The organism is Microbacterium sp. P03, assembly GCF_043556235.1.
In the GTDB taxonomy this organism is placed as follows: Bacteria; Actinomycetota; Actinomycetes; order Actinomycetales; family Microbacteriaceae; genus Microbacterium.
The window spans coordinates 1460228-1484655 of the sequence record NZ_JBIGIM010000001.1 but is presented as its reverse complement, the minus strand read 5'-3'; the positions used below and the strand labels follow the sequence as shown (position 1 = coordinate 1484655).

The following is a 24428-nucleotide window of genomic DNA, read 5'->3' as shown; positions in this document are numbered from 1 at the left end:
CGAGCCTAAGCGCGCCGGCACTCACCGAGCGGCGGGCAGGGCCACCGCGAGGGCGCTGAGGACTTCGCTCGTCCCCGCATCGACCTTCACCGTGGCCTTGCCGTCGGCGCGGGTCGCACCGCGGTTGAGGATGACGACCGGGAGCTTCCGTCGCCGCGCGCGCTCCACCAAGCGGATGCCGGAGTTCACGACCAGCGACGACCCGGCCACGATGAGCGCCTCGCTGGTCTGGACCAGCTGCTCCGCTTCGCGGAACTTCTCGGCGGGAATGAACTCGCCGAAGAACACGACGTCCGGCTTGAGCATGCCTCCGCAGACGCTGCAGTCAGGCACGCGGAAGCCGTCCGCGGTCTCGGGTGACACGTCTCCGTCCGGCCCGAGGATGACGTCCTCGTCGACCCCGATCCACGGGTTCTCGCGTTCCACCCGGACCGCGAGGTCGCGGCGGTCGAACACCTGACCGCAGTGCGTGCAGAACACCCGGCGCATGGTTCCGTGCAGCTCGACGACCCTGCGGCTGCCCGCGCGCACATGCAGCCCGTCGACGTTCTGGGTGATGACGCCCGTGGCGATCCCGGAGGCCTCGAGATCGGCGATCGCCTCGTGCCCCGCGTTGGGCTGGGCCGCCGCGAACGCGCGCCAGCCCAGGTGCGACCCGACCCAGTAACGCCGTCGGGCGGCGTCGCTCGCGTAGAACTGGTCGACTGTCATCGGGGTGCGGGTGGGCGCACCTTTCCCGCGGTAGTCCGGGATACCCGAGTCGGTGGACACGCCGGCACCCGTGACGATCGCCACGCGGCGGCCGGCGAGCGCATCGATGGCGCGCCCGACCATCGCCGTCGTCTGCGGGTCGAATCCGACCAGTGCCGACATGCGCTCACCTCCTCGCACTTTCGAGCATACGGGCCGCGCTTTTCGCGGAGGTTACACGGAGTGCCGGCCGGGTGACCTGCGAGAGTGGGCGAGGAGGAATCATGCACATCGAGACCATCGTGGAGGCGGACGACCCGCGCCTGGCGGACTACCGGGATCTGACGGACGTCGCGCTGCGCCGCGTGCTGGAGCCCGCCGGAGGGCTGTACATCGCCGAATCGGCGAAGGTGCTCGGCCGGGCGATCGCGGCAGGCCACCGTCCGCGATCGGTGCTCGTACAGGACAAGTGGCTGGCGGATGTGCGTGAACTGCTCGCCGCGGATGTCGACGACGTGCCGGTCTTCGTCGTCTCCGCCGACCTCGCAGAGAGCGTCACCGGATACGCCGTGCACCGTGGGCTGCTCGCGGCGATGCACCGGCCATCACCGCTCGCGGTGGCCGACGTCGTGCGCGGAGCGCGCACGGTGCTGATCCTCGAGGACATCATGGACCACACCAACGTGGGCGCGGCCTTCCGTGGAGCCGCGGGTCTCGGCGCGGACGCCGTGCTGGTCTCGCCCTGCTGCGCCGACCCGCTCTACCGCCGCAGCGTGCGCGTGAGCATGGGGACGGTGTTCCAGGTGCCGTGGACCAGACTCCCGGAGTGGCGGGAGGCCGGTCCGCAGCTGAAGGACCTGGGCTTCGTCCTGGCCGCTCTGGCCCTCGCCGATGAAGCGGTGCCGCTGGACGAGTTCGCCGCTCGACGTCCGGAACGCGTGGCGCTCATAATGGGGGCCGAGGGCGACGGACTGAGCAGGAAGGCCCTGGCCGTCGCCGACACCGTGGTGACGATCCCGATGGCCGGCGGGGTCGATTCCCTCAACGTCGCCGCGGCGTCGGCGGTGGCGCTCTGGGCGCTCCGCTGACGAGACCGGACGAGTCAGACCTGCTCGCCGCGGGGGGCCGCGGCGTCCGTCCCCGGCGCGAGGGTGATGATGGGGAGTGGTTGGGGCCGTTTGGCGGAGATCTCGTCGCCCGACGATTGATGCCGCAGTCGCCGGAGCACCCACGGCATGAGGTAGGACCGCGCCCACACCAGATCGACGCTGCGCGCCTGCCGCCATGTGCGCAGCGGCTGGGTGTCGGGCTGCATCGCCTGCAGGTCGTTCGGAACGTTGAGCGTGCGCAGCACCATCCGCGCGACTTCGTGATGACCGAGCGCGTTGTAGTGCAGGCGGTCGTCATCGAAGAAACGCATGTCCTGCACCTCCTTGAGCGCCCACTGATCGGCCACGATGCAGTCATGGCGTTCGGCGATCGCGCGGATGTTCTCGTTGTAGATCGCGACCTTGCCGCGGATGCCGCGGAACACGGGCGTGAATTCGGTGTCGATGCCCGTGAACACCACGATCGTGGCCCCGTCGCGGCTCAGGCGGATCACCGCGTCCTCGAACTGGGCGGCGATCGCGTCGGGGTCGGCGCCCGGGCGGATCACGTCATTCCCGCCGGCGGACAGGGTGATCAGGTCGGGGGAGAGGGCGAGTGCGGGCTCGATCTGGTCGGCCACGATCTGCGCGATGAGCTTTCCCCGCACGGCGAGGTTGGCGTAGGCGAAGTCGTCGACCTGCAATGCGAGCACCTCGGCGACGCGGTCGGCCCATCCGCGGTGCCCGTCGGGCGACTCGGGGTCCGGGTCGCCGATGCCTTCGGTGAAGGAGTCGCCGAGGGCGACGTACCGGCGCCACGGGTGCGGGGTCTGATTGTCGATGAAAAGGGGGCGAGGGGTGGTGTCGTCCGACTCTGGCATGTGCGTCCTCCGTCAGCGGTCTGGATCGAGAGTATCCCCACTCGGTGACATGCACCGGGCCCGGATGTCAGCGCTCTCGTCTATCGTGGTGAGTCGCCCCCGCCGGGGTGACGGCAGGGAAAGGGGGCCCACGATCGACGATTCAGCGGCTCCCGAGCGCATGCTCGACGATCGGCCGGGCGCGAACGATGCGGGCGGAGACGCCGCCTCGCCCGGCGACGGAGAGCACTTCGGCGGGTTCGCCGCCGAGCATCTGTCGCCGGCTTACCCGCAGCGTGCGCCGTGGGGCACCGCGCAGCGGCTGCGGGCGTGGCAGGTCGAGGCACTCGACCTGTACTTCCGACTGGACGGACCGGACGGCCCCGGCTCCGGCCCACGGGACTTCCTCGCGGCGGCGACCCCCGGCGCGGGCAAGACGACGTTCGCCCTGCGCCTCGCGAGCGAGCTCATGCGCCGGCGGGTGATCGAGCGGATCGTGGTCGTCGCCCCGACCGAGCACCTGAAGACCCAGTGGGCCGATGCCGCGGCCCGCGTCGGCATCCGGCTCGATCCCGCCTTCAGCAACCGTCACGCCGCCCCCGGTCGGCACTACCACGGCGTCGCGGTGACCTACGCGCAGGTCGCGACCAAATCGTCGGTGCACGAGCGGCTGATCCTCGATGCGCGCACGCTGGTCATCCTCGACGAGGTCCACCACGGCGGTGACGCCCTCAGCTGGGGGGAGGCCCTGCGGGAGGCGTTCGCGCGCGCGACGCGCCGGCTCCTTCTGTCGGGCACACCGTTCCGGAGTGACACCGCACCGATCCCGTTCGTGGAGTACCACCCCGACCCGCACGGCATCCGTCTCTCGCGCTCCGACTACGCGTACGGCTATCAGCGGGCTCTCGAGGACGGCGTCGTGCGTCCGGTCATCTTCCTCGTCTACGCCGGCAAGATGCGCTGGCGCACCAAGACCGGCGATGAGATGGAGGCCCATCTCGGCCAGGACAACACCAAGGACATCACCGCCCAGGCGTGGCGGACCGCGCTCGATCCCGAGGGCGAATGGATCCCGGCGGTGTTGCGCTCGGCCGACCGGCGTCTCTCCGAGGTGCGCCAGCAGGTGCCCGACGCGGGGGGTCTGGTGATCGCGACCGATCAGACGGCTGCGCGCGCGTATGCGACGATTCTGAACGAACTCACGGGCGAGATGCCGACCGTCGTCCTCTCGGACGAGTCCGAGGCGTCCTCTCGGATCGAGACGTTCTCGCAGAGCACCTCAAGGTGGATGGTCGCGGTGCGCATGGTATCGGAGGGCGTCGACGTGCCGCGGCTCGCCGTGGGTGTCTACGCGACCTCCGCGTCGACTCCGCTGTTCTTCGCACAGGCCATCGGACGCTTCGTCCGCGCTCGTCGACGTGGTGAGACCGCAAGCGTGTTCCTTCCGAACGTGCCGCAGCTGCTGGCCCTGGCGAGCGAGCTCGAGCGCCAGCGCGACCACGCCCTCGACCGCGACAGCACCGGCGACGACGAGTGGTCGCTGGACGAGGACGCGATGGATGCCGCAGAGCGCGGGGAATCGGCATCCGACGCCCTGACCTACGACTTCACGTACCAGGCGCTCGCCTCCCACGCGCATTTCGACCGCGTGCTCTTCGACGGCAAGGAGTTCGGGCAGCTCGCCGTCCCCGGCACGCCGGAGGAAGAGGAGTTCCTGGGGCTGCCGGGGCTGCTCGAACCCGAGCACGTGCACGATCTGCTCATGCAGCGGCAGGCGCGCCAGGGGCGTCACCGGAGCGCGCGCGAGGCGCAGGAAGCAGCATCCGGTGAACCGGTCCAACCCGCGCTCCCCGCTGCCCTGCATCGCACGCTGAAAGAGCAGCGGCAGCTGCTGAACAGCCTCGTGGGGCTGTACGCGCGACAGAGCGGCGAGCCCCACGGTGCCGTGCACGCCGAGCTGCGGCGCATCACCGGCGGCCCGGCCGTCTCCGCGGCGACCGTCGCCCAGCTGCAGTCGCGCATCGATGTCCTGCGTTCGCGGGTGCGTTCGTAGCTCGCGGATCACGGGTCGTCGCGGTAGCCGTCCTGTCTCCGGCGCTTCTCCGGTTCTCGGTCGGATGCCGCGCCGTTCGGAAGCCCGAAATCCTGGCAATCCCGATCTGAAGGCATGACAGCGACGGCCCGCTGGCTAGCGTGGATGGCGTTCCCCGCACCGCAGCCTTGGAGGCTCCCTTGAGCGCGCCCGCACAGCCGCCCGTCCCGTCGACCGCCGAGCCGACCGCTCGCGATCGCCGCCGGTGGGCGCAGTACCTCGTCAACGAGCGTGCCGAAGCACAGGTGTACCGCGTTCTCGCGGGTCGTCGCGAGGGGGAGGAACGCGACATCCTCCAAGCGCTCGCCGACGCCGAGGGCCGGCATGAAGCGCACTGGCTGGGACTGCTGGGCGGCGAGCCGAAGCGACTTCCCGCCCCCGACGTGGGCACCCGCGTGCTCGGCTGGATGGCGAAGCGATTCGGGTCGATCTTCGTGCTCGCCCTCGCGCAGAACGCCGAAGGACGCTCACCCTACGACGACGACCCGTTCGCGACGACCACGATGGCCGCGGACGAGAAGATCCACCACGAGGTCGTGCGAGGGCTCGCGGCGAGAGGGCGCCGCCGCCTGTCGGGGACCTTCCGCGCGGCGGTGTTCGGCGCGAACGACGGGCTCGTCTCGAACCTCGCGCTCGTCCTCGGAATCGGTGCCACGGGCGTCGCACCGGGGTTCGTGCTGTTCAGCGGGGTCGCCGGCCTGCTGGCCGGCGCGCTGTCGATGGGCGCGGGGGAGTTCGTCTCGGTGCGCTCCCAACGCGAGCTGCTCGCCGCGACCGAGCCCAACAACTACGCGGATGCGGCTCTGCCGCACCTCGACCTCGACGCGAACGAGCTCGCCCTCGTCTACCGCGCGCGCGGTATGTCGGCCGACGAGGCCATCGTCAGCGCGCGCGCGGTGATCGGCGCCGCCCAGGAAGCGGCGGACGGCTCGGAACCGTATCGGCGCCCCGCCGAGGTCGTCGAAGCGCACGAGGTCGTGGGCAGCGACTGGGGTGCCGCGGGCTCGAGCTTCCTGTTCTTCGCCTCCGGCGCGATCATCCCGGTGCTGCCGTGGATCTTCGGACTGACGGGGGTGTGGGCCGTGGTGCTGGCGCTGTTCCTCGTGGGCGTCGCCCTCTTGTCGACGGGCGCGATGGTCGGCCTGCTCTCCGGCGGTCCGCCGCTGCGACGGGCTGTGCGACAGCTCGTCATCGGGTTCGGCGCGGCCGCGATCACGTACGCGCTGGGCCTGCTGTTCGGCGTCTCCATGGGGTAGACGTGGGCCCGGCCGCAATTTTCGGGCCTGCGCACGACGTGCTAGGCTCGATCTTCGGTTGGTGACAACCACACACCCATGCGCGGGTGGCGGAATAGGTAGACGCGCTAGCTTGAGGTGCTAGTGCCCTTTACGGGCGTGGGGGTTCAAGTCCCCCTTCGCGCACAGAACGAGAAAAACCTCCCGATGCTTTTCCGGGGGGTCTTTCTCGTTCTCCGGACGATGGCAGCGGCGTGACGCCGAGAGGGTCTGCACCCTGTCATGCGCACCTGGCCGGCGCCGGTAGGTTAGTCCGCATGCCCTCGCCAGACATCGACCTTCCCGAGGTCGTGCGCCTCGCACGGGACCTGATCCGCATCGACACCACGAACTACGGCGGTGGCCGGTCTCAGGGCGAGCGGGAGGCGGCGGAGTATGTCGGCGCCTACCTCTCCGAACTCGGCCTCACCCCGCAGTACTACGAGCCGGTTCCGCGGCGGACCAACGTCAGCGCCCGCATCGCGGGCAGGGATCGCTCGCTGCCGGCGCTCATCGTGCACGGCCATCTCGATGTCGTCCCCGCCATCGCCGAGGACTGGAGCGTCGATCCGTTCGCGGGCGAGATCCGCGACGGGATGCTGTGGGGGCGCGGTGCGGTCGACATGAAGAACATGGATGCGATGATCCTCACGGCCGTCGCCGATATCGTGCGCTCGGGCGACGCTCCCCGGCGCGACATCATCGTGACGTTCTTCGCCGATGAGGAGAACGGCGGGGTCGAGGGCTCCGCCCTGGTCGTCCGCGATCGTCCGGAATGGTTCGAGGGCGCGACCGAGGCCATCAGCGAGGTCGGCGGCTACTCCATCTCGGTGGGCGAGCGCACCGCCTACCTCCTGCAGGTCGGTGAGAAGGCGCTCATGTGGATCCGGCTCGTCGCGCGCGGTCGGGCCGGCCACGGCAGCCGCTTCCACCCCGACAACGCGGTCACGCGTCTCGCCGAGGCCGTCCAGGCGATCGGCCGCACGGAGTGGCCGATCGAGCTCACGACGACGACGGAGCAGCTGCTGGGCCGCCTGGCCGAACTGTCCGACACGGATGCCGCGACCCCCGACGAACTCGCAGACACGACGGGCGCGGCATCCGCCTTCATCCGCTCGACGCTGCGGACGACCACCAACCCGACGGCGCTGTCGGCCGGATACAAGCACAACGTCATCCCCGACCGCGCGGAGGCGCTGATCGATGTGCGGGTGCTGCCGGGGACCGAGGAGACGGTGCTCGCTCGAATCCGCGAGATCGTCGGCGACGACATCGAGATCGAGATGGTCGTTCGCGACATCGGCCTCGAGGTCCCCTTCGACGGCGCGCTGGTGGAAGCCATGGTGGGAGCGCTCGGTCGTCATGATCCGGGCGTGCCCGTCATCCCGTACCTGCTCGGCGCGGGCACCGACAACAAGGCCCTCGCGACGCTCGGGATCGCCGGGTACGGCTTCGCGCCGCTCAAGCTCCCCGCCGAGCTCGACTTCACGGGCATGTTCCACGGCGTCGACGAACGCGTCCCCCTGGACGCCCTCGTCTTCGGCCAGGCCGTGCTCACCGATCTGCTCCGCACGTACTGAGAGGCATCCATGCACTTCTTCGAGGCGATCCTGCTGGGTCTCGTACAGGGGCTCACCGAGTTCCTGCCGATCTCCTCCAGCGCGCACCTGCGCATCCTCGGCGCCTTCCTCCCCGGGGCGGAAGATCCGGGGGCCGCCTTCACCGCGATCACGCAGATCGGCACCGAAGCGGCGGTGGTGATCTTCTTCTGGCGTGACATCGTCCGCATCATCGGACAGTGGTTCCGGGCGCTCTTCGGCAAGATCCCGCGCAACGATCCCGACGCGCGCATGGGCTGGCTCATCATCGTCGGGTCGATCCCGATCGTCGTGCTGGGACTGCTGCTGCAGGACCAGATCGAGACCGTGTTCCGCTCGCTGTGGGTGGTCGCCGCGATGCTGATCCTCTTCGGCGTCCTGCTCGGCATCGCCGACATGATCGGAGCGAAGAAGCGCAAGCTGCAGGACATCACGATCGGTCAGGGCGCGATCTTCGGCGGTGCCCAGGCACTCGCGCTGATCCCGGGGGTCTCCCGCTCCGGCGGAACCATCACCGCCGGACTCTTCATGGGGTTCGAGCGGGCGGCGGCCGCTCGGTACGCCTTCCTCCTCGCGATCCCGGCCGTGTTCGGCAGTGGGTTCTACCAGCTGTACAAGAGCTACGACGTGCCGGGCGTGTACACCCTGGGTGAGACGCTGGCGGCGACCGTCGTCGCGTTCGTCGTGGCGCTCGCGGTGATCGCGTTCTTCATGAAGTACATCTCCCGGCACAGCTTCCTGCCGTTCGTCGTCTACCGCATCGCCCTCGGCGTGGTGGTCATCGTCCTGCTGTCCACGGGGGTCATTCAGCCCTGAGTTCGAGCTCGCCGATCAGCGCGCGTTCGTCGGCGTCGGTCAGGCCGGCGAGGTGGACGTCCGGCGGATGCGCCGCCCTTTCGGCCAGTCCGTCTTCCAGCGTCTCGACGAGGGGGCGGAGGGTGAGCCCTGCCGCCACGGCGCGGGCGTTCGATCTCCCGTTGAAGCCGTACCACGACCGGTCGACCAACCACAGGGGCAGCGAACGCGGACCCGCCCACTCCGACACGTCGTGCTCCTGCAACCAGGGTTCCGGTGCGAGCACCGCGATCGCGCTGCTGCGGGCGGCCGCGCTCGCGGCCGCGAGGTGCGCGGGGAACGTAAGGACGGGACCCATCGCGTTGTAGATGCCGGTCACTCCGCCTTCGACGCATCGCACCAGCCAGGCCGCGAGATCCCTGACGTCGATGACCGCGGTGGGGAGCTCGGGCGCGTCGGGGACCAGCACGGTGTGCTCGGCGGCAGGGTGCGCGAATCGCCACGGCCAATAGCTCGTGCGCTGGGTGTGGTCGCCCGGTCCGCCGATGAGGCCGGCGCGGGCGATCAGCACCCGGTCGATGCCGAAGGCCGCGAGGGCGGCCTCCTCGCAGGCGACCTTCGCGGCACCGTACTGCTCGGGGTCGGTGAAGTGGTCGGCCGCGAGCGGCTCGACCAGGAGGGCGTCCTCGTCGGCGCCCACCTCCTGATGCGAGGCGTAGACGTTGCCGGTCGAGACGAACACGTACATGCCCGCAGCCGACGCCAGGTCTCGAACTGCGGTGCGCACATGGCCGGGCTGACGGGCGACGTCGATCACGGCATCCCATCGCTCGCCGGCGAGCGCACCGAGCGCGTCGTCGACGTCGCGGTCCGCGTTGACCAGTCGCGCGCCGGCAGGTACGGACGATCCGCGTGCCACGCAGGTGACGTCATGCCCGCCGTCGACGAACATCGACGCGATGCGATGGCTGAGCCACGCCGTTCCACCCAGCACCAGGATGTTCATCCCCGCATCGTGGCACGGGCGTGCGCACAGCCGCAGCGACGTTCGCCGTCAGCAGATCCGTCGCCGTCGCTCTCGCGGCATGCCTCGCTGACGTGATGTCGCTGGTCCGTGCGACGATTCGCACGACGGATCGGAGGAGGGCATGCGGGACGAGGCGACCGTGCTGCACGCCGATCTCGACGCGTTCTACGCCTCGGTGGAGCAGCGTGACGCGCCCGCGCTGCGCGGCCGACCGGTGATCGTCGGTGGGGGCGTCGTGCTCGCGGCGAGCTACGAGGCGAAGGCACGCGGCGTGCGCACCGCGATGGGCGCCCGGCAGGCGCGCGATCTGTGTCCGGACGCGGTCGTGGTCCCGCCGCGGATGGAAGCGTACTCCGCCGCCAGCCGCGACGTCTTCGCGATCTTCCGCGACACGACGCCGCTCGTCGAGGGCCTGTCGATCGACGAGGCGTTCCTCGAGGTCGGCGGACTCCGCCGCATCGCGGGCACACCCGAGCACATCGCCGTGCGATTGCGCGAACGGGTTCGGACGGAGGTCGGACTGGCCATCTCGGTCGGTGTCGCCCGCACGAAGTTCCTCGCGAAGGTCGCCAGCGCGGTGAGCAAGCCCGACGGGCTGCTCGTGGTCGAACCCGAGCGCGAGCAGGAGTTCCTTCTTCCGCTGCCCGTCGAACGATTGTGGGGTGTCGGCGCTGTGACGGCCGAGAAGCTCCACCGCCTGGGCATCAATACGGTCGGACAGCTGGCAGAACTCGAAGCCGCAACCGCCGAGCGGCTCCTGGGCAGAGCGACCGGGGCGCACCTGCACGCCCTGGCACGGCTGCGAGATCCTCGGCCGGTCGACACCACTGGGCGCCGCAGGTCCATCGGGTCGCAGCGTGCGCTCGGCAGCCGCGCGCGTACCGCCGAGGAACTGGATCTCATCCTGACGCAGATCGTCGATCGGCTCGCGCGGCGCCTCCGCGACGGCGACCGGGTGTGCCGCACGGTCGTGCTGCGACTTCGTTACGGCGACTTCCAGAAGGCCACCCGGTCGCGCACCGTCGGCTCGCCTTCCGACCGTACCGCCGTCCTGCTCTCGGTCGCGCGCGGGCTGCTCGAGGCCGCGCAGCCCGAGATCATCGACCGCGGCCTGACACTCATCGGCATCTCCCTGTCGGGGCTGGGCCGCGCCGACAGTCTGCCGCCTGAGCTGCCGATCGATTGGGAGGACGGCGCGCGACTGGACACGGTGCTCGACGCGGTGCGCGATCGTTTCGGCGCGTCCTCAGTGGGCCGCGCGGCGCAGCTCGGTCGCGATCCGGGCTGGTCGACGCCGGTGCTCCCGGAACACGAGTGAGCGCGCGGACGAGGTCGTCACACCGGCTCGGTGGTGCGGATCAGACCACAATGCACGCACGACCACGCGACCAGGAACTTCTCGTCGTCGAGGATCTCGAACCGCAGCTCATCGCCGCAGGTCGGGCAGACCCGGGGATCCACGGCATGCGAGTTCATGCCGTCAGCCTACGGACACCTCGGCCGTCCAGTGGCCCGGGCCCGTGCCCGGGCGCGTCAGCGACCACCCGCCGTCGGACAGAAAGAAGATCTCGACGAATACTCGATCCGGTGTCGATTCCGCCGGATCCCGTTCGACGGGATAGTAGGAGGGCGCACATCGCGACCCGCCGTTCGCGGTCATCCCGACCGAGCCCACCGAGAAGAAGGACACCTCCATGAAGTACATGCTGATCATGCGCGCGACCGAAGCCGCCGTCGAGGCCTACAAGCACGCCGACTTCGAGGACATCATCAACAAGATGGGCGCCTACAACGAGGCGCTGAACAAGGCCGGCGTCATGCTCGCCGGCGACGGGCTCGCCGATGACATGTCGAAGAACTTCGTCGTCGACTTCAGCGCCGACGAGCCGATCGTCACGGACGGCCCCTACGGCGAGACCCACGAGCTGTTCAGCGGTTTCTGGATCATCCAGGTCTCTTCCAAGGAGGAGGCGGTCGAGTGGGCCAGTCGCTGCCCGCTCGGTCCCGGGTCCAAGCTCGAGGTGCGCCGAGTCACCGACATGAGCGACTTCGCGGACTTCGCCGACAACGACTACCTCAAGGCAGAGGCTGCGGCGCGCGGCGACCTCGCCTGAACCGTCGTGTCACCCGAGGCGACGACCGACGTACGCCGCACCGTGGACGCGGTGTGGCGTATGGAGAGCGCGCACATCGTCTCGACGCTGGCGAGGCTGACGGGGGATGTCGCACTCGCCGAGGATCTGGCGCAGGAGGCGGTGGTCGACGCGCTGAGGCAATGGCCCGATGCGGGCGTCCCTCGGAACGCGGGGGCGTGGCTCACCGCCGTGGCCAAGCGCAAGGCGATCGACCACTGGCGCCGTGCGCAACGGCTCGACGACCGCTATCGCTCCCTCGCCCGGGAGGCGGCTCCGCCCGATGAGGAGTGGCAGCCGATCGACGACGACGTCCTGCGGCTGGTCTTCGCCGCCTGCCATCCCGTGCTCGCCAGGGAGGCGCAGGTCGCGATGACGCTGCGGCTCATCGGCGGCTTGACGACCGAAGAGATCGCCCGCATGTTCCTCCTGCCCGTAGCGACCGTGCAGCAGCGCATCGTCCGGGCGAAGAAGACGCTGTCCGCCGCGCGGGTGCCTTTCGCGATACCCGAGCCCGTCGAGTGGAAGGCGCGCCTCGGTTCGGTGCTGTCGGTGATCTATCTCGTCTTCACCGAAGGCTATGCGGCGACGTCCGGCGATCGGTGGATCCGCACGGACCTCGCGAACGAGGCGCTCCGCATCGGCCGGGTGCTCTCCGGTCTCATGCCTCGGGAACCCGAGGTACACGCCCTCGTGGCCCTCATGGAATTGCAGGCTTCCCACTTCCCGGCACGCGTCGGGCCCGACGGCAGGCCCATCCTGCTCGCCGAACAGAATCGCGGACGTTGGGATCACGCGCAGATCCGCCGCGGCCGGGCATCCCTGGAGCGGGCGGACGCACTCGGCCGCGGTCGCGGACCATACGCGCTGCAGGCCGCGATCGCCGAATGCCACGCGATCGCACCGAGCGTCCACGACACCGACTGGCCGCAGATCGTGATCCTGTACGAAGCGCTGGAAACGATCGCCCCGAGCCCTGTGGTCGAGTTGAATCGGGCCGTGGCGGTGTCGATGGCGACCGGTCCCGCGTCCGCGTTGCGGATCGTCGATCGGCTGGCATCGGAGGGTGGACTGCAGAGGTCGCATCTGCTGCCCAGCGTCCGCGGTGAACTGCTGCAGCGACTCGGACGTGCCGACGAGGCCCGTGCCGAGTTCTCCGCGGCGGCCGCGTTGACGATGAACGCGCAAGAACGCGTCATCCTGCTCGCCAAAGCAGCGGTCCGGGACTAATCCGCCGGCGGGACCGTCTTGCGCATGACGGTCTTGCTCTTGCCGATGTGACGCTCGAACGTGAACCCCGCCTTCTCGAACATAGCCCTGGTGCCGTTGTGGAGGAACGAGGAAGACGTCCGCTTGCCCGGGACGAGCTCGTTCGGGAACGACACCACCTCACCACCGCCGGCGTGGCCGATCAGGTCGAGTGCGCCGTCCAGGGCTTCCCGCGCCACTCCGGATCGTCGGTGGTCGCGGTCGACGAAGAAGCATGTGATGCGCCACGGCGCCGGGCGGGTCTCACCTGCGTCGTACTGCTTGCGGTGATAGATGCCGGGCAGCTCCAGCGGACTGCCGTACTGGCACCACGCGATGGCGTCATCGCCGTCGAAGACGAGCGCGGCGTGCGCGACGCCCTCCGCCACGAGGCGCTTCTTGAAGGTGGGCCCGTCGTGCTCGCTCTTGACGGTGTTCGCCGTGTCTGCGTGGAAGTACGAGCAGTAGCATCCGCCCCAGACCCCGTTGTGCTTGTCGGCGAGGGCCAGCCACGCCGGATAGGTCTCGGGGTCGAGCGGCCTGATCACATGCGACGTCTCCATACCCACCTCCGGGAAATGTCGGCACCGGCACCGCATCGGGCGCGGCGTCCGTGCCCGCTGCGGGTCGCTCCCCGCCGGCGCGTGCCCACAGTCAATCCGAAACGCGGAGTCTCTTCAAGAGAGGCGTCGGTCGAGTCCGACGCGTCGACGATACGGTTGCAGTGTGGCCACCAATGATCCGCTGCCCGACCGACCCGCCCCCGACAATCCGAAGGGGAAGCTGGTTCTCCTGCGCCATGGCGAGACGGAGTGGTCCAAGAGCGGCCGGCACACCGGTCTCACGGACATCCCGCTCACCTCGCGGGGAGAGGACCTCGCCCGCGGTGCCGGCGAGCTGGTCTCGGGCTACGACTTCTCGCTCGTGCTCACGTCACCGCTGCAGCGTGCCCGCAGGACCGCAGAGCTCGCCGGCCTGCACGCCGATGTCGATCCCCTCCTCGTCGAGTGGGACTACGGCGGCTACGAAGGGCGCACGACGCGCGACATCCGCAGCGAGCTGGGTTACAACTGGAGCGCCTTCACCCACGGCGTCATCCGGGGGCTCACGCCCGGCGAGACCGTCGAGGAGGTGGCCGCGCGCGCGTCGCGGGTGCTCACCAGGGTGCTGCCCGCGATGGTGACCGGGGATGTCGCGCTCGTTGCCCATGGGCATTTCCTTCGTATCCTCACCGCCGTGTACCTGCGGATGGCGCCGCGCTTCGGAGCGCAGATCACGCTGGATGCCGGTTCTGTGTCGGTGCTCAGCTACTACCGTGAGCAGCCGGCCATCATGTCCTGGAACTACGGACTCGAGCTGCCACTCGTGCCTTCGGAGTCCTGAACGGCTGAGGGCATTTTTGGGCGCGTACCGTGGGCGGATGCCCGATGTGACCTATCCCGAGGTCGGCGCGACCGCCGGCGCACTGCCCGCCGGCTATCGCCACGTGCGCGTCGAACGCCTGGTCGGGCGGGGCAGGGAGGACTACGAGCAGACCTGCGACCTTCTGCTCGCAGGGCAGGCGCAGCGTCGGGCCGGCGCGATCATCCGTCTGTCTCAGGTGCCGTTGCGGACCGGGACGTACGTGCGGATGCTGGTGCGGATCGGACCGCTGGGGTTCCGGATCCCCTGCGTGGTCGTGTGGGCCGAGAGGACCACCGATCTCTGCGGGTTCGCCTACGGGACGCTCCCCGGCCACCCGGAACGGGGTGAAGAGCGCTTCGAGCTCCGCTTGCGACCGTCCGGGGAGGTGGTCTTCCGGATCACCGCGTTCTCCGCTCCCGGGCGGTGGTTCACGCGTCTCGGCGGCCCGGTCGCCCGCCTGGTGCAGACGACGATGACCCGCCGTTACCTGAGGGCCCTCGACATGCCCTCACGGTCCGACGGGGAGAAGGGATTTCCCCCCCGCAGGCGCGTGAAACTCCCCCTCGCGGTGGATGCCCGCCGTTTCGGCGCTTCCTAGGGTCGTTGTCATGAGCAACGACGGCAAAGGTTTTCAGATCAGTCCCAAGGCCTGGGCGTTCGGCATCCCCACGGGCTTGGTGCTGGGTATCGTCATGGGGATCGTCATGGACAGCATCGGTGTCGGCATCGCCATCGGCATGGGGATCGGCATCGCGTTCGCGGTCGCCTACGCGGGGTTCGAGAAGAGCGCGACGACGAGGCCCGCCCCGGCGCGGTCCTCGGACGGATCTCCTGCGGCCACCGGAGACGGGGGGCACGGCCGCGCGGCGGGCAACGACCGTGACGGCGACGACCGTGACGGCGAGGGCGGTGGAAGCGGTGACGGCGGTGACGGCGGTGGAAGCGGTGACGGCGGTGGAAGCGGTGACGGCGGTGGAAGCGGAGACGGCGGTGGAAGCGGAGACGGCGGTGGAAGCGGTGACGGCGGTGGAGGTGGCGGCGGGGACTGAATCCGGCCGAGTGCGAGGGGCGGCCTCGAAGTGCTCAGTCGCGGACGTCGATGCCGAGCGCGGAGGCGAATGCTCCTGACAGCCCGATCGTCTGCCGCTCGGTCAGGGTGACACCGCGGAGCGCAGTCGGGTCGGTGAAGGCGACGGCCTCGAGTCCGCGCAGGTCGACGTCGGTCGACCGCATCCCGCGGTTGTCGACCTCATCGGCGCGGCATCCCTCGAACGAGACGCGCGACCAGACGGCGTTCGGAAGGTCGATCGCGCCGATCGTGCAGTCGACGATCGACAGGTCGGTGACCTTCGCCGAGCCGAGGCTCAGATAGTCGACGCGCACCCCGCGCAGCTCGACCGAGCCCAGCGTGGCCCCGCTCAGGTCGAGCGTCCCGATGCGACCGCCGCGCACACGGACGGTCCGCCACCGCGACGTTCGTGCGGCGACCTCGGTGGCCCGCAGATCCGTGATCTCGACATCGGTGAGCACTGCCCCCGTGAGGTCGAGACGCTCCACGGATGCCCCCTCCACGACACACTCCGAGATCATGGCGTGCGCGGCATCCGTCACCGGCTCCAGACTCGCCCAACGGAGCTGGAACGCGTTCTCGCGCGCTCGTACCGTCGTGGCGTCTTCGAGATCGGCCGGCACGTCCGGATACGCGATGCGAGGCGGAGCGGGCTTCTGAGGGGCTCGGGCCATCACGTGCGACCGGCCGCGGCGAACCGGTCGGCGTCCGCCTCGGACTCGGGCACGCGGGGCACCCGCGCCGCCGCCCATGCCGCGACGAGGGTCACGAGCGACATCGCACCGAGGACGATGCCCGGGTGCCACCAGGCGTAGGCCGTGGCCTCGCCGATCGCGATCGTCAGCAACGGCACGAAGCCGCTGACGGTGGCGGCGATGGCGTAGGAGATCGACAGAGCCGAATAGCGGTAGTGGTCGGGGAACAGGTCGTTCATGAGTCCGCCGAGCGCTGCCCACGACATCGTCGGCAGGATGCCGCCGACCACCATGGTCGCGACCAGGATCGGGAACGTCGCGAACTGCAGCAGGAAGTACATCGGGAAGGTGATGAGGAGCGTGCCGAGCGCTCCCCAGGCGACGACGCGAGCCGAGCCGATGCGGGTCGCCCAGACACCGAAGAGGGGGATCGTGACGAATTGCACGAGCGCGCCGATCGTGGTCGCGATCAGCAGGTCCTGATAGCTGAAGCCCAGCTGCGCGACGCCGTAGTTGATCGTGTAGGTGTTCATCAGCGAGTACGACCCGATGCCCAGGAGTGCGGCGCCGACGGCGATCGCGATGGCGGCCGGCCGCTGCCGGAACATCGTCAGGAACGGCAGACGGTCGCGACGGCCTTCGGCCACGACTTCCTTGAACACGGGTGTCTCGTCGATAGACCATCGCAGGTAGAGCGAGACGGCCAGCAGGGGGATCGCGAGGAGGAAGGGAATGCGCCAGCCCCAGGCGGCGAGCTCCTCGGCCGGCAGCACGAGGGTCATGACGATGAACACCACCGCGGTCAGCATCGAACCGACGGGGGAGCCGAGCTGGGGGATAGCGGCGTAGAACGCGCGCTTGACCCGGCCGGAGTTCTCCGTCGCGAGGAGGATCGACCCTCCCCATTCACCGCCGAGCGACAGACCCTGCACCACGCGCAGCAGCACGATGAGAACAGCGCCGAGCCATCCCGCCTGCGCGTACGTCGGCAGCAGGCCGATGAGGCCGGTCGCGACACCCATGATGCCGACCGTCCAGAGCAGCGTGGTCCGCCGTCCGAGTCGGTCGCCCATGTGCCCGAACAGCACTGCGCCGATGGGGCGCACCACGAAGGCGACCGCGATGGTGGCGAAGGCTGCGAGCTGACCGCCGAACGTGCCGAGCGGGTCGAAGAACAGTGGTCCGAGGAAGTATGCCGAGAAGTAGGCGAAGAGATAGAAGTCGAAGGACTCGAGCGATGTCCCGACCATGGAGGCCCACGCGATACGGCGGGCGGGGACGGAGCGGTCGGACAGCGGGGCGGGAGGAGCGGTGGTCACAGGCATCCATCCTGCCACCCGGAGACGTTGATGGATCGCGTCCAGCAATGGGTGACACCGATCGGGCAGCGCCGTCACAGCCGGTCGGGTGGCGCCTCGTGGACGGCGAACGGGCGCGACACGCCGCGTGGTGGGCGGCGGCAACGGCGCGTCGCGACTGTTCGCGAGGGCGGGGGCCGCGAAAGCCCGCAGGAGGGTCGACGCCGGATGCCGCGCCCGGAGTACAATCGAAGGAGCAGCGCAGATCCGGCCATCACCGGGGAGCTCCCGGAAGAACAGGGTCTCGGCCCCCAGTAGAACCGGGCGGGGCAGGCCCGTCATCGCCGCAGTGAGAGAGGCGTGGCTCCGCGAGGGGTTCGCGTACGCGGGGTGGTACCGCGGTCCTTCCGACGGGAGGGTCGTCCTCGCAGGAAGCAACGCACAACGCACGCAACCTGCTGGAGTGACATGACCTATCCACGCCCCGCCACCGGTTCATTCGGGCCCGCCGCCGACGCGGCATCCGTCGTCCCCAGTCCCCGGTTTCCGGAGATCGAGCGAGACGTGCTCGCGTACTGGGAGGCCGATGACACGTTCCGGGCCTCGATCGCTCAGCGCGACGGCTCGCCGGAGTGGGTCTTCTACGACGGTCCTCCGTTCGCGAACGGCCTGCCGCACTACGGGCACCTTCTGACCGGATACGCGAAAGACCTGTTCCCCCGCTTCCAGACGATGCGCGGCAAGAAGGTCGACCGCGTCTTCGGGTGGGACACGCACGGGCTGCCCGCCGAGCTCGAGGCCATGAAGCAGCTCGGCATCACCGAGAAGGCCGAGATCGAGCGCATGGGCATCGCCACCTTCAACGGTCGGGCCCGCGAATCGGTGCTGACCTACACGCGGGAGTGGCAGGACTACGTGACGCGCCAGGCGCGCTGGGTGGATTTCGAGCGCGGCTACAAAACGCTCGACACCACGTACATGGAGTCCGTGCTCTGGGCGTTCAAGACGCTGTACGACAAGGGACTGGCCTACGAGGGCTACCGCGTGCTGCCGTACTGCTGGCGTGACGAGACGCCGCTGTCGAGCCATGAGCTGCGCATGGACGACGACGTCTACAAGATGCGCCAGGACCCGTCGGTCACCGTCACCTTCCCGCTCGTCGGGCTCAAGGCCGAAGCCCTCGGGCTCACCGGAGTGCGAGCCCTCGCCTGGACGACGACGCCGTGGACGCTGCCGACGAACCTCGCGCTCGCCGTGGGTCCCGGCATCCGCTACGTGGTCCTGCCCGGCGGACCCGCCGGCGCCGCGGACGTGCACCACGATCCGTCGGGCCACCCCGACGACCGCATCGAGGCGACCGCGCATCGCTATCTGCTCGCGGAGGAACTGCTCGGCGGCTACGTGAAGGACCTGGGCTACGCGAGCCTCGACGAGGCACGGGCAGCCGTGCAGCAAACCGTGCTCGGCGCAGATCTCGCCGACGTCGAGTACGACCGCCTGTTCGATTACTACGCGGATGCCGCGACCTGGGGCACCGCCGATGCCTGGCGCATCCTCGTCGACGACTACGTGACGGTCAGCGACGGCACCGGAATCGTGCACCAGGCGCCCGCCTACGGCGAGGACGACCAGAGGGTCACGGCTGCGGCCGGCATCCCGCTGATCATGAGCCTGGACGACGGCGGCAAGTTCCTGCCGCAGGTGACGGACGTCGCCGGGGAGTTGTGGATGGACGCCAACCGGCCGCTCATCCGACTGCTCACCCAGCGCGGGCGCCTGCTGCGCGAGGCCAGCTACGAGCATTCGTACCCGCACTGCTGGCGCTGCCGGAACCCCCTCATCTACAAGGCCGTCTCGAGCTGGTTCGTGCGCGTCACCGACATCAAGGACGACATGCTCGCGAACAACGAGCAGATCACCTGGGCGCCCGAGAACGTCAAGTACGGGCAGTTCGGCAAGTGGCTCGAGGGTGCGCGGGACTGGTCGATCAGCCGCAACCGCTACTGGGGCTCGCCGATCCCCATCTGGAAGAGCGACGACCCCGAGTATCCGCGCGTGGATGCGTACGGGTCCCTCGCCGAGATGGAGGCCGATTTCGGCCGCCTGCCCCGCAACACCGACGGCGAGGTCGACCTGCACCGCCCGTTCATCGACGAGCTGACCAGGCCGAATCCCGACGACCCCACCGGACGCTCGACGATGCGCCGCATCGAGGACGTCCTGGACGTGTGGTTCGACTCGGGTTCGATGCCGTTCGCCCAGGTGCACTACCCGTTCGAGAATCACGACTGGTTCGACGAGCATGCACCCGCGGACTTCATCGTCGAGTACATCGGTCAGACCCGCGGATGGTTCTACCTCATGCACGTCCTGTCGACCGCGCTGTTCGACCGCCCCGCGTTCACGGGCGTGAGCTGTCACGGGATCGTGCTCGGCAACGACGGACAGAAGATGTCGAAGTCGTTGCGCAACTACCCCGACGTCTCAGAGGTCTTCGATCGTGACGGATCCGATGCGATGCGCTGGTTCCTCATGTCGAGCTCGGTGCTGCGCGGTGGCAACCTCATCGTCACCGAAGAGGGCATCCGCTCGGGCGTGCGCGAATTCCTCCTCCCCCTCTGGAACACGTGGTACTTCTTCGCCACGTACGCCAACGCCTCCTCCGGCGGCTACGAGGCCTCCTGGCGCACCGATTCCACCGACGTGCTCGATCGCTACATCCTCGCGCTCACCGGCGACCTGGTGCGCGAGGTCGCGAACGACCTCGAGACCCTCGACTCGACGACGGCTGCGGAACGGCTGCGGGACTTCGCCGAGGCGCTCACCAACTGGTACGTGCGTCGCTCGCGCGATCGCTTCTGGGTCGGAATGTCCGACGACCCGCGCAGTCGTGAGTCCTTCGACACTCTCTATACGGTGCTTGAGACGGTCACCCGTGTCGCGGCGCCGCTGATCCCGCTGATCGCCGAGCGCATCTGGCAGGGCCTCACCGGCGGACGCAGCGTGCATCTCCAGGACTGGCCCGATGCCGACGACTTCCCGGCCGCCGACGACATCCGCACCACGATGGACGCGGTTCGCGAGGTGTCGGGTGCGGCGAATGCGCTGCGCAAGAAGGAGGGCAAGCGCGTGCGTCTGCCGCTGGCGCGACTCACGGTCGTGAAGACGGATGCTTCGTCCCTCGGTCGGTTCGACGACATCCTCCGCGACGAACTCAACGTCAAGAGCGTCGAACTGATCGATCTCGAAGACGGCACCGCCGCGCAGTACGGCATCACCTACCGGCTCTCGGTCAACGCGCGTGCCGCGGGTCCGCGCCTGGGCAAGCAGGTGCAGCAGGCCATCAGGGCCGCGAAAGCCGGAGACTGGAGTGAGACCGACGGCGTGGTCACCGCCGGCGGGCTCGCGCTCGAGCCGGGGGAGTACGACCTCGTTCTCGAGACCGCCGGTCGCCCCGCGGGCGAGGCGCTCGCGCTGTTGACGGGCGGAGGGTTCGTGCTGCTGGACACGACCACGACCCCCGAGCTCGAGGCCGAAGGGCTGGCACGCGACCTGATCCGAGCCGTACAGGACACCCGAAAGGCTGCCGGGTTCGACGTGAGCGACCGCATCCGGCTGCACCTGCTGTTCGCCGACCCCGTCGACGGCGACGCGGTGGCGTCGGCCTTCGATGTCGCGAACGTCGCGGGCGAGACGCTCGCGCTCGCGCACGACGTGCAGGTGGTCGGTCGTGATGTGCACGTCGCGACGGATGACCCGCCTGAGACGTGGCATCCCACGGTCTTCGGCACTCTGCCGGAGCATGTGTCCTACGTGCCGGCGGGCACCTATGCGAACGCCGGCGGCTTCCACGTCGCCGTGACGCGGACCGCTGCGCCCGCCGCCGAGGACGAGGCGGTGCAGGCGTGAACGACCGCGCACGCGCAGATGCCGTCTACGCCGAGCTGCTGACCCGTCAGGGCGAGCAGTGGGTCCAGCCGCGCGTGGAGCGCACCCGCCGCGTGCTCGAGCTGCTCGACGACCCGCAGCGCACGTACCGCGTCGTGCACGTCACGGGCACGAACGGCAAGACTTCGACGAGCCGCATCATCGAGAGCCTGGTCCGCGCCCACGGTCTGCGCACGGGACTGTTCACGAGTCCCCACCTCGAGCGGTTCACCGAGCGGATCATGATCGACGGCGAACCGGCCGACGACGCCGCGATCGCCGACGCGTGGGACGAGATCTCTCCCTTCGTCGGCCTCGTGGACGCAGAGCTCGAGAAGGCCGATGACGCGCCGCTGACGTTCTTCGAGCTGCTCACGGTGCTCGCCTTCGTCGTGTTCGCGGATGCGCCGATCGATGTGCTCGTGCTCGAAGTCGGCATGGGTGGCGCGTGGGATTCGACGAACACCGCCGACGGCGACGTCGCCGTGTTCGCCCCGATCGACCTCGACCACGCCGATCGTCTGGGCGACACGATCGCCGAGATCGCCTCCGTCAAGGCCGGGATCATCAAGGACGGCGCGCTCGTCGTCTCGGCCCGCCAGGACGCCGCGGCCGAGGCCGTGCTCCGTGCGGCGGCCGCCGCACACGGGGCGTCGATCGCGTTCGAGGGAGAGGGTTTCGCGCTCGCGTCCGACCGCCTCGCGGTCGGCGGGCAGCTCATCTCGGTGCGTGGACTCGCCGGTGTCTACGAAGACGAATACCTGCCCCTCTACGGCGCGCACCAGGGATTCAACGCGGCGCTCGCGATCGCGGCGGTGGAGTCGCTCATCGGCGGTGCGGCACAGCCCTTGAGCGCCGATGTGCTGACCGACGGGCTCGCCCAGGTCACGTCGCCCGGTCGACTGCAGCTCGTCGGCATCGAGCCGACCGTGCTGGTCGATGCAGCCCACAATCCGCACGGAGCGCACGCGCTGGTGGAGGCCATGAGGACGGCTTTCGACTTCGACGAGTGGGGGGTCGTGCTCGGGGTGCTCGAAGACAAGGACGCGCGCGGGATTGTGGCGGAGTTCGCGCCGATCGCCACCCACGTGTTCGCCACTGCGCCCGACTCCGAGCGCGCGAACGAGGCCGACGTGGTGGCGGACATCGCCGAGGCGTCGGGTCTGCCGGTCACCGTGCACCGCAACCTCGACGACGCCGCGGCTGAGGCGCGCAGTTGGGCTTCGGCATCCGCTCGGCGTGCCGTGATCATCGCGGGTTCGGTCGTACTCGCCGGCGAGGCGCTGGCCCTCGCAGCGGAGCAGCAATGGAAGAGCGGGGGCGGCGAATGAGCGCCGGCACCGGTGAGGAACGGCCTCCGAGGCGACCGCCCCGACGTCGGGGCGCCGCCGAGTCGCTCGGATCGATCGTCCTCGCTGCCGAGTCGCTCGTGGTGTTCCTCGGCGGGCTCCTCGTGTACGGCCTCGCCGCTCTCCCCGCCGGGATCGAGCCCTGGTGGGGCATCGTCGCCGGATCCACGGTGGCACTCGTCATGCTGCTCGCCGGGCGGACGCTGCAGCACCGGTGGGGAATCGTGCTGGGGTGGATCCTGCAGGGCCTCGTCCTCGCCGCCGCTCTGCTCGTGCCGGCCTTCGCGCTCGTCGCCCTCATTTTCGGTGGGCTCTGGGCGTATGCGACGATCAAGGGGGCGTCGCTCGACGCCCGCAACGCGCGCCTCGCGCAGCAAGATCCCACCCCCGACGGAGAATGACATGTCGACCGAAGAGACCCTCATCCTGGTCAAGCCCGACGGCGTCGCCCGCGGCCTCACGGGCGCGATCCTCGCGCGCATCGAGGCGAAGGGCTATTCCCTCGTCGACATCCGTCTGGTCGAACCCGACCGCGAGACCCTCGCGCGGCATTACGCCGAGCACGAGGGCAAGCCGTTCTACGAGCCGCTGCTCGAGTTCATGCTGTCGGGACCGTCGGTCGCCATCCGTCTGGCCGGCAATCGCGTCATCGAGGGCTTCCGCTCGCTCGCAGGTACGACCGATCCGACGACCGCGGCACCCGGGACGATCCGCGGCGACTTCGGTCGCGATTGGGGCCTGAAGGTGCAGCAGAACCTCGTGCACGGTTCGGACAGCCCGGAGTCGGCTGCCCGCGAGCTGGCCATCTGGTTCGCCTGACGACCATGCGGCCGGCCGCGTTCGTCCCCTGCGTTGGCAGGGGGCGGACAGCATGAGCGCCATCACGCGAATCTGGCTGGCGGACTGGGAGTGGCAGTGTTGCGGGGAAGCGTTCGCCGTCGGCGACGATATCGACTTCGGAATCGCGACGCGGTCACCTCATCTTGCCCTCGCCGACACACTGGGCCCGGTGCTGGTGGCGACCGTCGACGCGATCGAGTCTCACCACGAGGACGATTTCGTCGATCGGGTTCGCGGGCGGGTTCTGCAGGTGCACGCGGTCACGCGGGAAGTCGTCGAGCGTCGGTCCTTGCGCCGTCCGCCCGAAGCCCCGGCTGAGCGGGATCGCGCCTGCAACAGGCGTACGCACTGCGATGTCCGACGCCCACGACGGGCCGCCCCGGACGTGGCGTGTGCAGAGGCGGCGAAGGGCACTCAGCCGAAGATCAGCGTGAAGATGTTCACGATCGCGTCGAGCCGCAGCTGCGCGATGAACAGGATCACGGCGTAGCTGAGGATCGCCATCAGCGGCACCCACGCCATGAGTCGATCCGCGACCTCGCGAACGCGCTCCGACACCGGCGCGACACCGCTCCGCAGCAGGTGAAGGGTGACGGCATAGAACGACGGGATCGCCACCGACCACGTCACCATGCACCAGGGGCACAGAGTCGCCAACGAGAAGATGCTCTGGTAGGCGAGCCAGCAGCAGAAGCCGAACGCGAACAGGAAGCCGAGCCAGAACAGCCACCAGAACCATCGTGCGAATCGTGCACCGGCCAGGATCGCGACACCCACGACGATCGGCGCGATCCACGCGGCCAGCCCGATGAGCGGGTTCGGGAAACCGAACGCGCTGCCCTGCCACGAGTCGAGGTTCTTGCCGCACTGCACCAGCACACTGAAGTCGCACGAGGCGCTGGACCCCGGATTCTCCAGGAGCGCGAACTTCTCCACGGTGAGCGAGAACGCCGCCCACCACCCGATGACGCCGGCGATGATCAGCCAGATGGCGAGGCCGGTCGGGCGCGTGCGTGACAGCGACGAGGACATGTCGGCATTA

The 24428-nt window shown here is 69.4% G+C and carries 24 protein-coding genes and 1 tRNA gene; 17 read left to right on the top strand and 8 right to left on the bottom strand.

What is annotated here, in order from left to right; translation table 11 throughout:
* Positions 1–21 precede the first annotated feature (21 nt).
* Positions 22–873: a Sir2 family NAD-dependent protein deacetylase gene (locus tag ACFXOO_RS07165; RefSeq protein ID WP_394563137.1), complete on the bottom strand. Its 852-nt coding sequence runs from the start codon at positions 871–873 to the stop codon at positions 22–24.
* 101 nt (positions 874–974) lie between these two features.
* Here ACFXOO_RS07165 and ACFXOO_RS07160 point away from each other — a divergent pair, with 101 nt between their 5' ends.
* Positions 975–1778 carry a TrmH family RNA methyltransferase gene (locus ACFXOO_RS07160; RefSeq protein ID WP_394563136.1) on the top strand — a complete coding sequence of 268 codons (804 nt, stop codon included), beginning with the start codon at positions 975–977 and terminating at the stop codon, positions 1776–1778.
* Positions 1779–1792: 14 nt separating this feature from the next.
* On the opposite strand, the gene ACFXOO_RS07155 is transcribed toward ACFXOO_RS07160, so the two are convergent.
* Positions 1793–2659, bottom strand: a complete 867-nt coding sequence (locus tag ACFXOO_RS07155; RefSeq protein ID WP_378839920.1) for an SGNH/GDSL hydrolase family protein — start codon at positions 2657–2659, stop codon at positions 1793–1795.
* A gap of 160 nt (positions 2660–2819) precedes the next feature.
* On the opposite strand from ACFXOO_RS07155, the gene ACFXOO_RS07150 reads away from it, so the two are divergent.
* From ACFXOO_RS07150 to ACFXOO_RS07130, 5 genes are all read left to right on the top strand, one after another.
* Positions 2820–4691: a DEAD/DEAH box helicase gene (locus ACFXOO_RS07150; protein WP_394563223.1), complete on the top strand. Its 1872-nt coding sequence runs from the start codon at positions 2820–2822 to the stop codon at positions 4689–4691.
* Between the two features lie 179 nt (positions 4692–4870).
* A complete protein-coding gene (locus ACFXOO_RS07145; RefSeq protein WP_394563135.1) occupies positions 4871–5986 on the top strand; it encodes a VIT1/CCC1 family protein in 1116 nt (371 codons plus the stop codon).
* 80 nt (positions 5987–6066) lie between these two features.
* Positions 6067–6151, top strand: a tRNA-Leu gene (locus ACFXOO_RS07140).
* A gap of 131 nt (positions 6152–6282) precedes the next feature.
* On the top strand, positions 6283–7584 hold the full coding sequence (locus ACFXOO_RS07135; protein WP_394563134.1) for a M20/M25/M40 family metallo-hydrolase: 1302 nt from the start codon (positions 6283–6285) through the stop codon (positions 7582–7584).
* 9 nt (positions 7585–7593) lie between these two features.
* On the top strand, positions 7594–8418 hold the full coding sequence (locus ACFXOO_RS07130) for an undecaprenyl-diphosphate phosphatase (protein WP_394563133.1): 825 nt from the start codon (positions 7594–7596) through the stop codon (positions 8416–8418).
* Here ACFXOO_RS07130 and ACFXOO_RS07125 read toward each other — a convergent pair.
* Positions 8405–9403, bottom strand: coding sequence for an NAD-dependent epimerase/dehydratase family protein (locus ACFXOO_RS07125; protein ID WP_394563131.1), 999 nt, complete (start codon positions 9401–9403; stop codon positions 8405–8407). The two genes, ACFXOO_RS07130 and ACFXOO_RS07125, sit on opposite strands and share 14 nt — an antisense overlap.
* 142 nt (positions 9404–9545) lie before the next feature.
* On the opposite strand from ACFXOO_RS07125, the gene dinB reads away from it, so the two are divergent.
* Positions 9546–10742, top strand: a complete 1197-nt coding sequence (gene dinB / locus ACFXOO_RS07120) for a DNA polymerase IV (RefSeq protein ID WP_378850265.1) — start codon at positions 9546–9548, stop codon at positions 10740–10742.
* A 17-nt stretch (positions 10743–10759) separates the two neighbouring features.
* Here the strand turns inward: dinB and ACFXOO_RS07115 are convergent, their stop codons facing one another.
* A complete protein-coding gene (locus ACFXOO_RS07115; RefSeq protein WP_378839907.1) occupies positions 10760–10900 on the bottom strand; it encodes a hypothetical protein in 141 nt (46 codons plus the stop codon).
* A gap of 218 nt (positions 10901–11118) precedes the next feature.
* On the opposite strand from ACFXOO_RS07115, the gene ACFXOO_RS07110 reads away from it, so the two are divergent.
* A complete protein-coding gene (locus ACFXOO_RS07110; protein WP_378839902.1) occupies positions 11119–11538 on the top strand; it encodes a YciI family protein in 420 nt (139 codons plus the stop codon).
* A gap of 60 nt (positions 11539–11598) precedes the next feature.
* Entirely contained in the window at positions 11599–12786 is a 1188-nt protein-coding gene (locus tag ACFXOO_RS07105) for an RNA polymerase sigma factor (protein ID WP_378840662.1), read from the top strand.
* On the opposite strand, the gene ACFXOO_RS07100 is transcribed toward ACFXOO_RS07105, so the two are convergent.
* A complete protein-coding gene (locus tag ACFXOO_RS07100) occupies positions 12783–13367 on the bottom strand; it encodes a GNAT family N-acetyltransferase (protein ID WP_378839900.1) in 585 nt (194 codons plus the stop codon). The two genes, ACFXOO_RS07105 and ACFXOO_RS07100, sit on opposite strands and share 4 nt — an antisense overlap.
* A gap of 163 nt (positions 13368–13530) precedes the next feature.
* On the opposite strand from ACFXOO_RS07100, the gene ACFXOO_RS07095 reads away from it, so the two are divergent.
* Genes ACFXOO_RS07095 through ACFXOO_RS07085 form a run of 3 tightly spaced genes read left to right on the top strand, consistent with a single transcriptional unit; the run spans position 13531 to position 15257 of the window.
* Complete coding sequence (locus ACFXOO_RS07095; protein ID WP_378850267.1) at positions 13531–14187, top strand: histidine phosphatase family protein; 657 nt, start codon at positions 13531–13533, stop codon at positions 14185–14187.
* A 37-nt stretch (positions 14188–14224) separates the two neighbouring features.
* Positions 14225–14806: a DUF1990 family protein gene (locus tag ACFXOO_RS07090; protein WP_378850270.1), complete on the top strand. Its 582-nt coding sequence runs from the start codon at positions 14225–14227 to the stop codon at positions 14804–14806.
* 10 nt (positions 14807–14816) lie between these two features.
* Positions 14817–15257, top strand: coding sequence for a hypothetical protein (locus ACFXOO_RS07085; RefSeq protein WP_394563128.1), 441 nt, complete (start codon positions 14817–14819; stop codon positions 15255–15257).
* 34 nt (positions 15258–15291) lie between these two features.
* On the opposite strand, the gene ACFXOO_RS07080 is transcribed toward ACFXOO_RS07085, so the two are convergent.
* On the bottom strand, positions 15292–15951 hold the full coding sequence (locus ACFXOO_RS07080; RefSeq protein WP_378839891.1) for a pentapeptide repeat-containing protein: 660 nt from the start codon (positions 15949–15951) through the stop codon (positions 15292–15294).
* Entirely contained in the window at positions 15951–17297 is a 1347-nt protein-coding gene (locus ACFXOO_RS07075) for an MFS transporter (RefSeq protein ID WP_394563126.1), read from the bottom strand. Before ACFXOO_RS07075 ends, ACFXOO_RS07080 begins: the two co-directional genes overlap by 1 nt.
* Positions 17298–17738: 441 nt before the next feature.
* Here ACFXOO_RS07075 and ileS point away from each other — a divergent pair, with 441 nt between their 5' ends.
* Genes ileS through ACFXOO_RS07050 form a run of 5 tightly spaced genes read left to right on the top strand, consistent with a single transcriptional unit; the run spans position 17739 to position 23876 of the window.
* Complete coding sequence (gene ileS / locus ACFXOO_RS07070; RefSeq protein WP_394563125.1) at positions 17739–21179, top strand: isoleucine--tRNA ligase; 3441 nt, start codon at positions 17739–17741, stop codon at positions 21177–21179.
* Entirely contained in the window at positions 21176–22528 is a 1353-nt protein-coding gene (locus ACFXOO_RS07065; protein WP_394563124.1) for a bifunctional folylpolyglutamate synthase/dihydrofolate synthase, read from the top strand. The genes ileS and ACFXOO_RS07065 overlap by 4 nt, the downstream gene beginning before the upstream one ends.
* Positions 22525–22947: a DUF4233 domain-containing protein gene (locus tag ACFXOO_RS07060; protein WP_394563123.1), complete on the top strand. Its 423-nt coding sequence runs from the start codon at positions 22525–22527 to the stop codon at positions 22945–22947. Before ACFXOO_RS07065 ends, ACFXOO_RS07060 begins: the two co-directional genes overlap by 4 nt.
* Before the next feature lies 1 nt (position 22948).
* Complete coding sequence (gene ndk / locus ACFXOO_RS07055; RefSeq protein WP_378839877.1) at positions 22949–23365, top strand: nucleoside-diphosphate kinase; 417 nt, start codon at positions 22949–22951, stop codon at positions 23363–23365.
* 52 nt (positions 23366–23417) lie between these two features.
* Positions 23418–23876, top strand: a complete 459-nt coding sequence (locus ACFXOO_RS07050; protein ID WP_394563122.1) for a DUF6578 domain-containing protein — start codon at positions 23418–23420, stop codon at positions 23874–23876.
* Here ACFXOO_RS07050 and ACFXOO_RS07045 read toward each other — a convergent pair.
* Positions 23801–24418, bottom strand: coding sequence for a vitamin K epoxide reductase family protein (locus ACFXOO_RS07045; RefSeq protein ID WP_378850292.1), 618 nt, complete (start codon positions 24416–24418; stop codon positions 23801–23803). The two genes, ACFXOO_RS07050 and ACFXOO_RS07045, sit on opposite strands and share 76 nt — an antisense overlap.
* Positions 24419–24428: the final 10 nt, after the last annotated feature.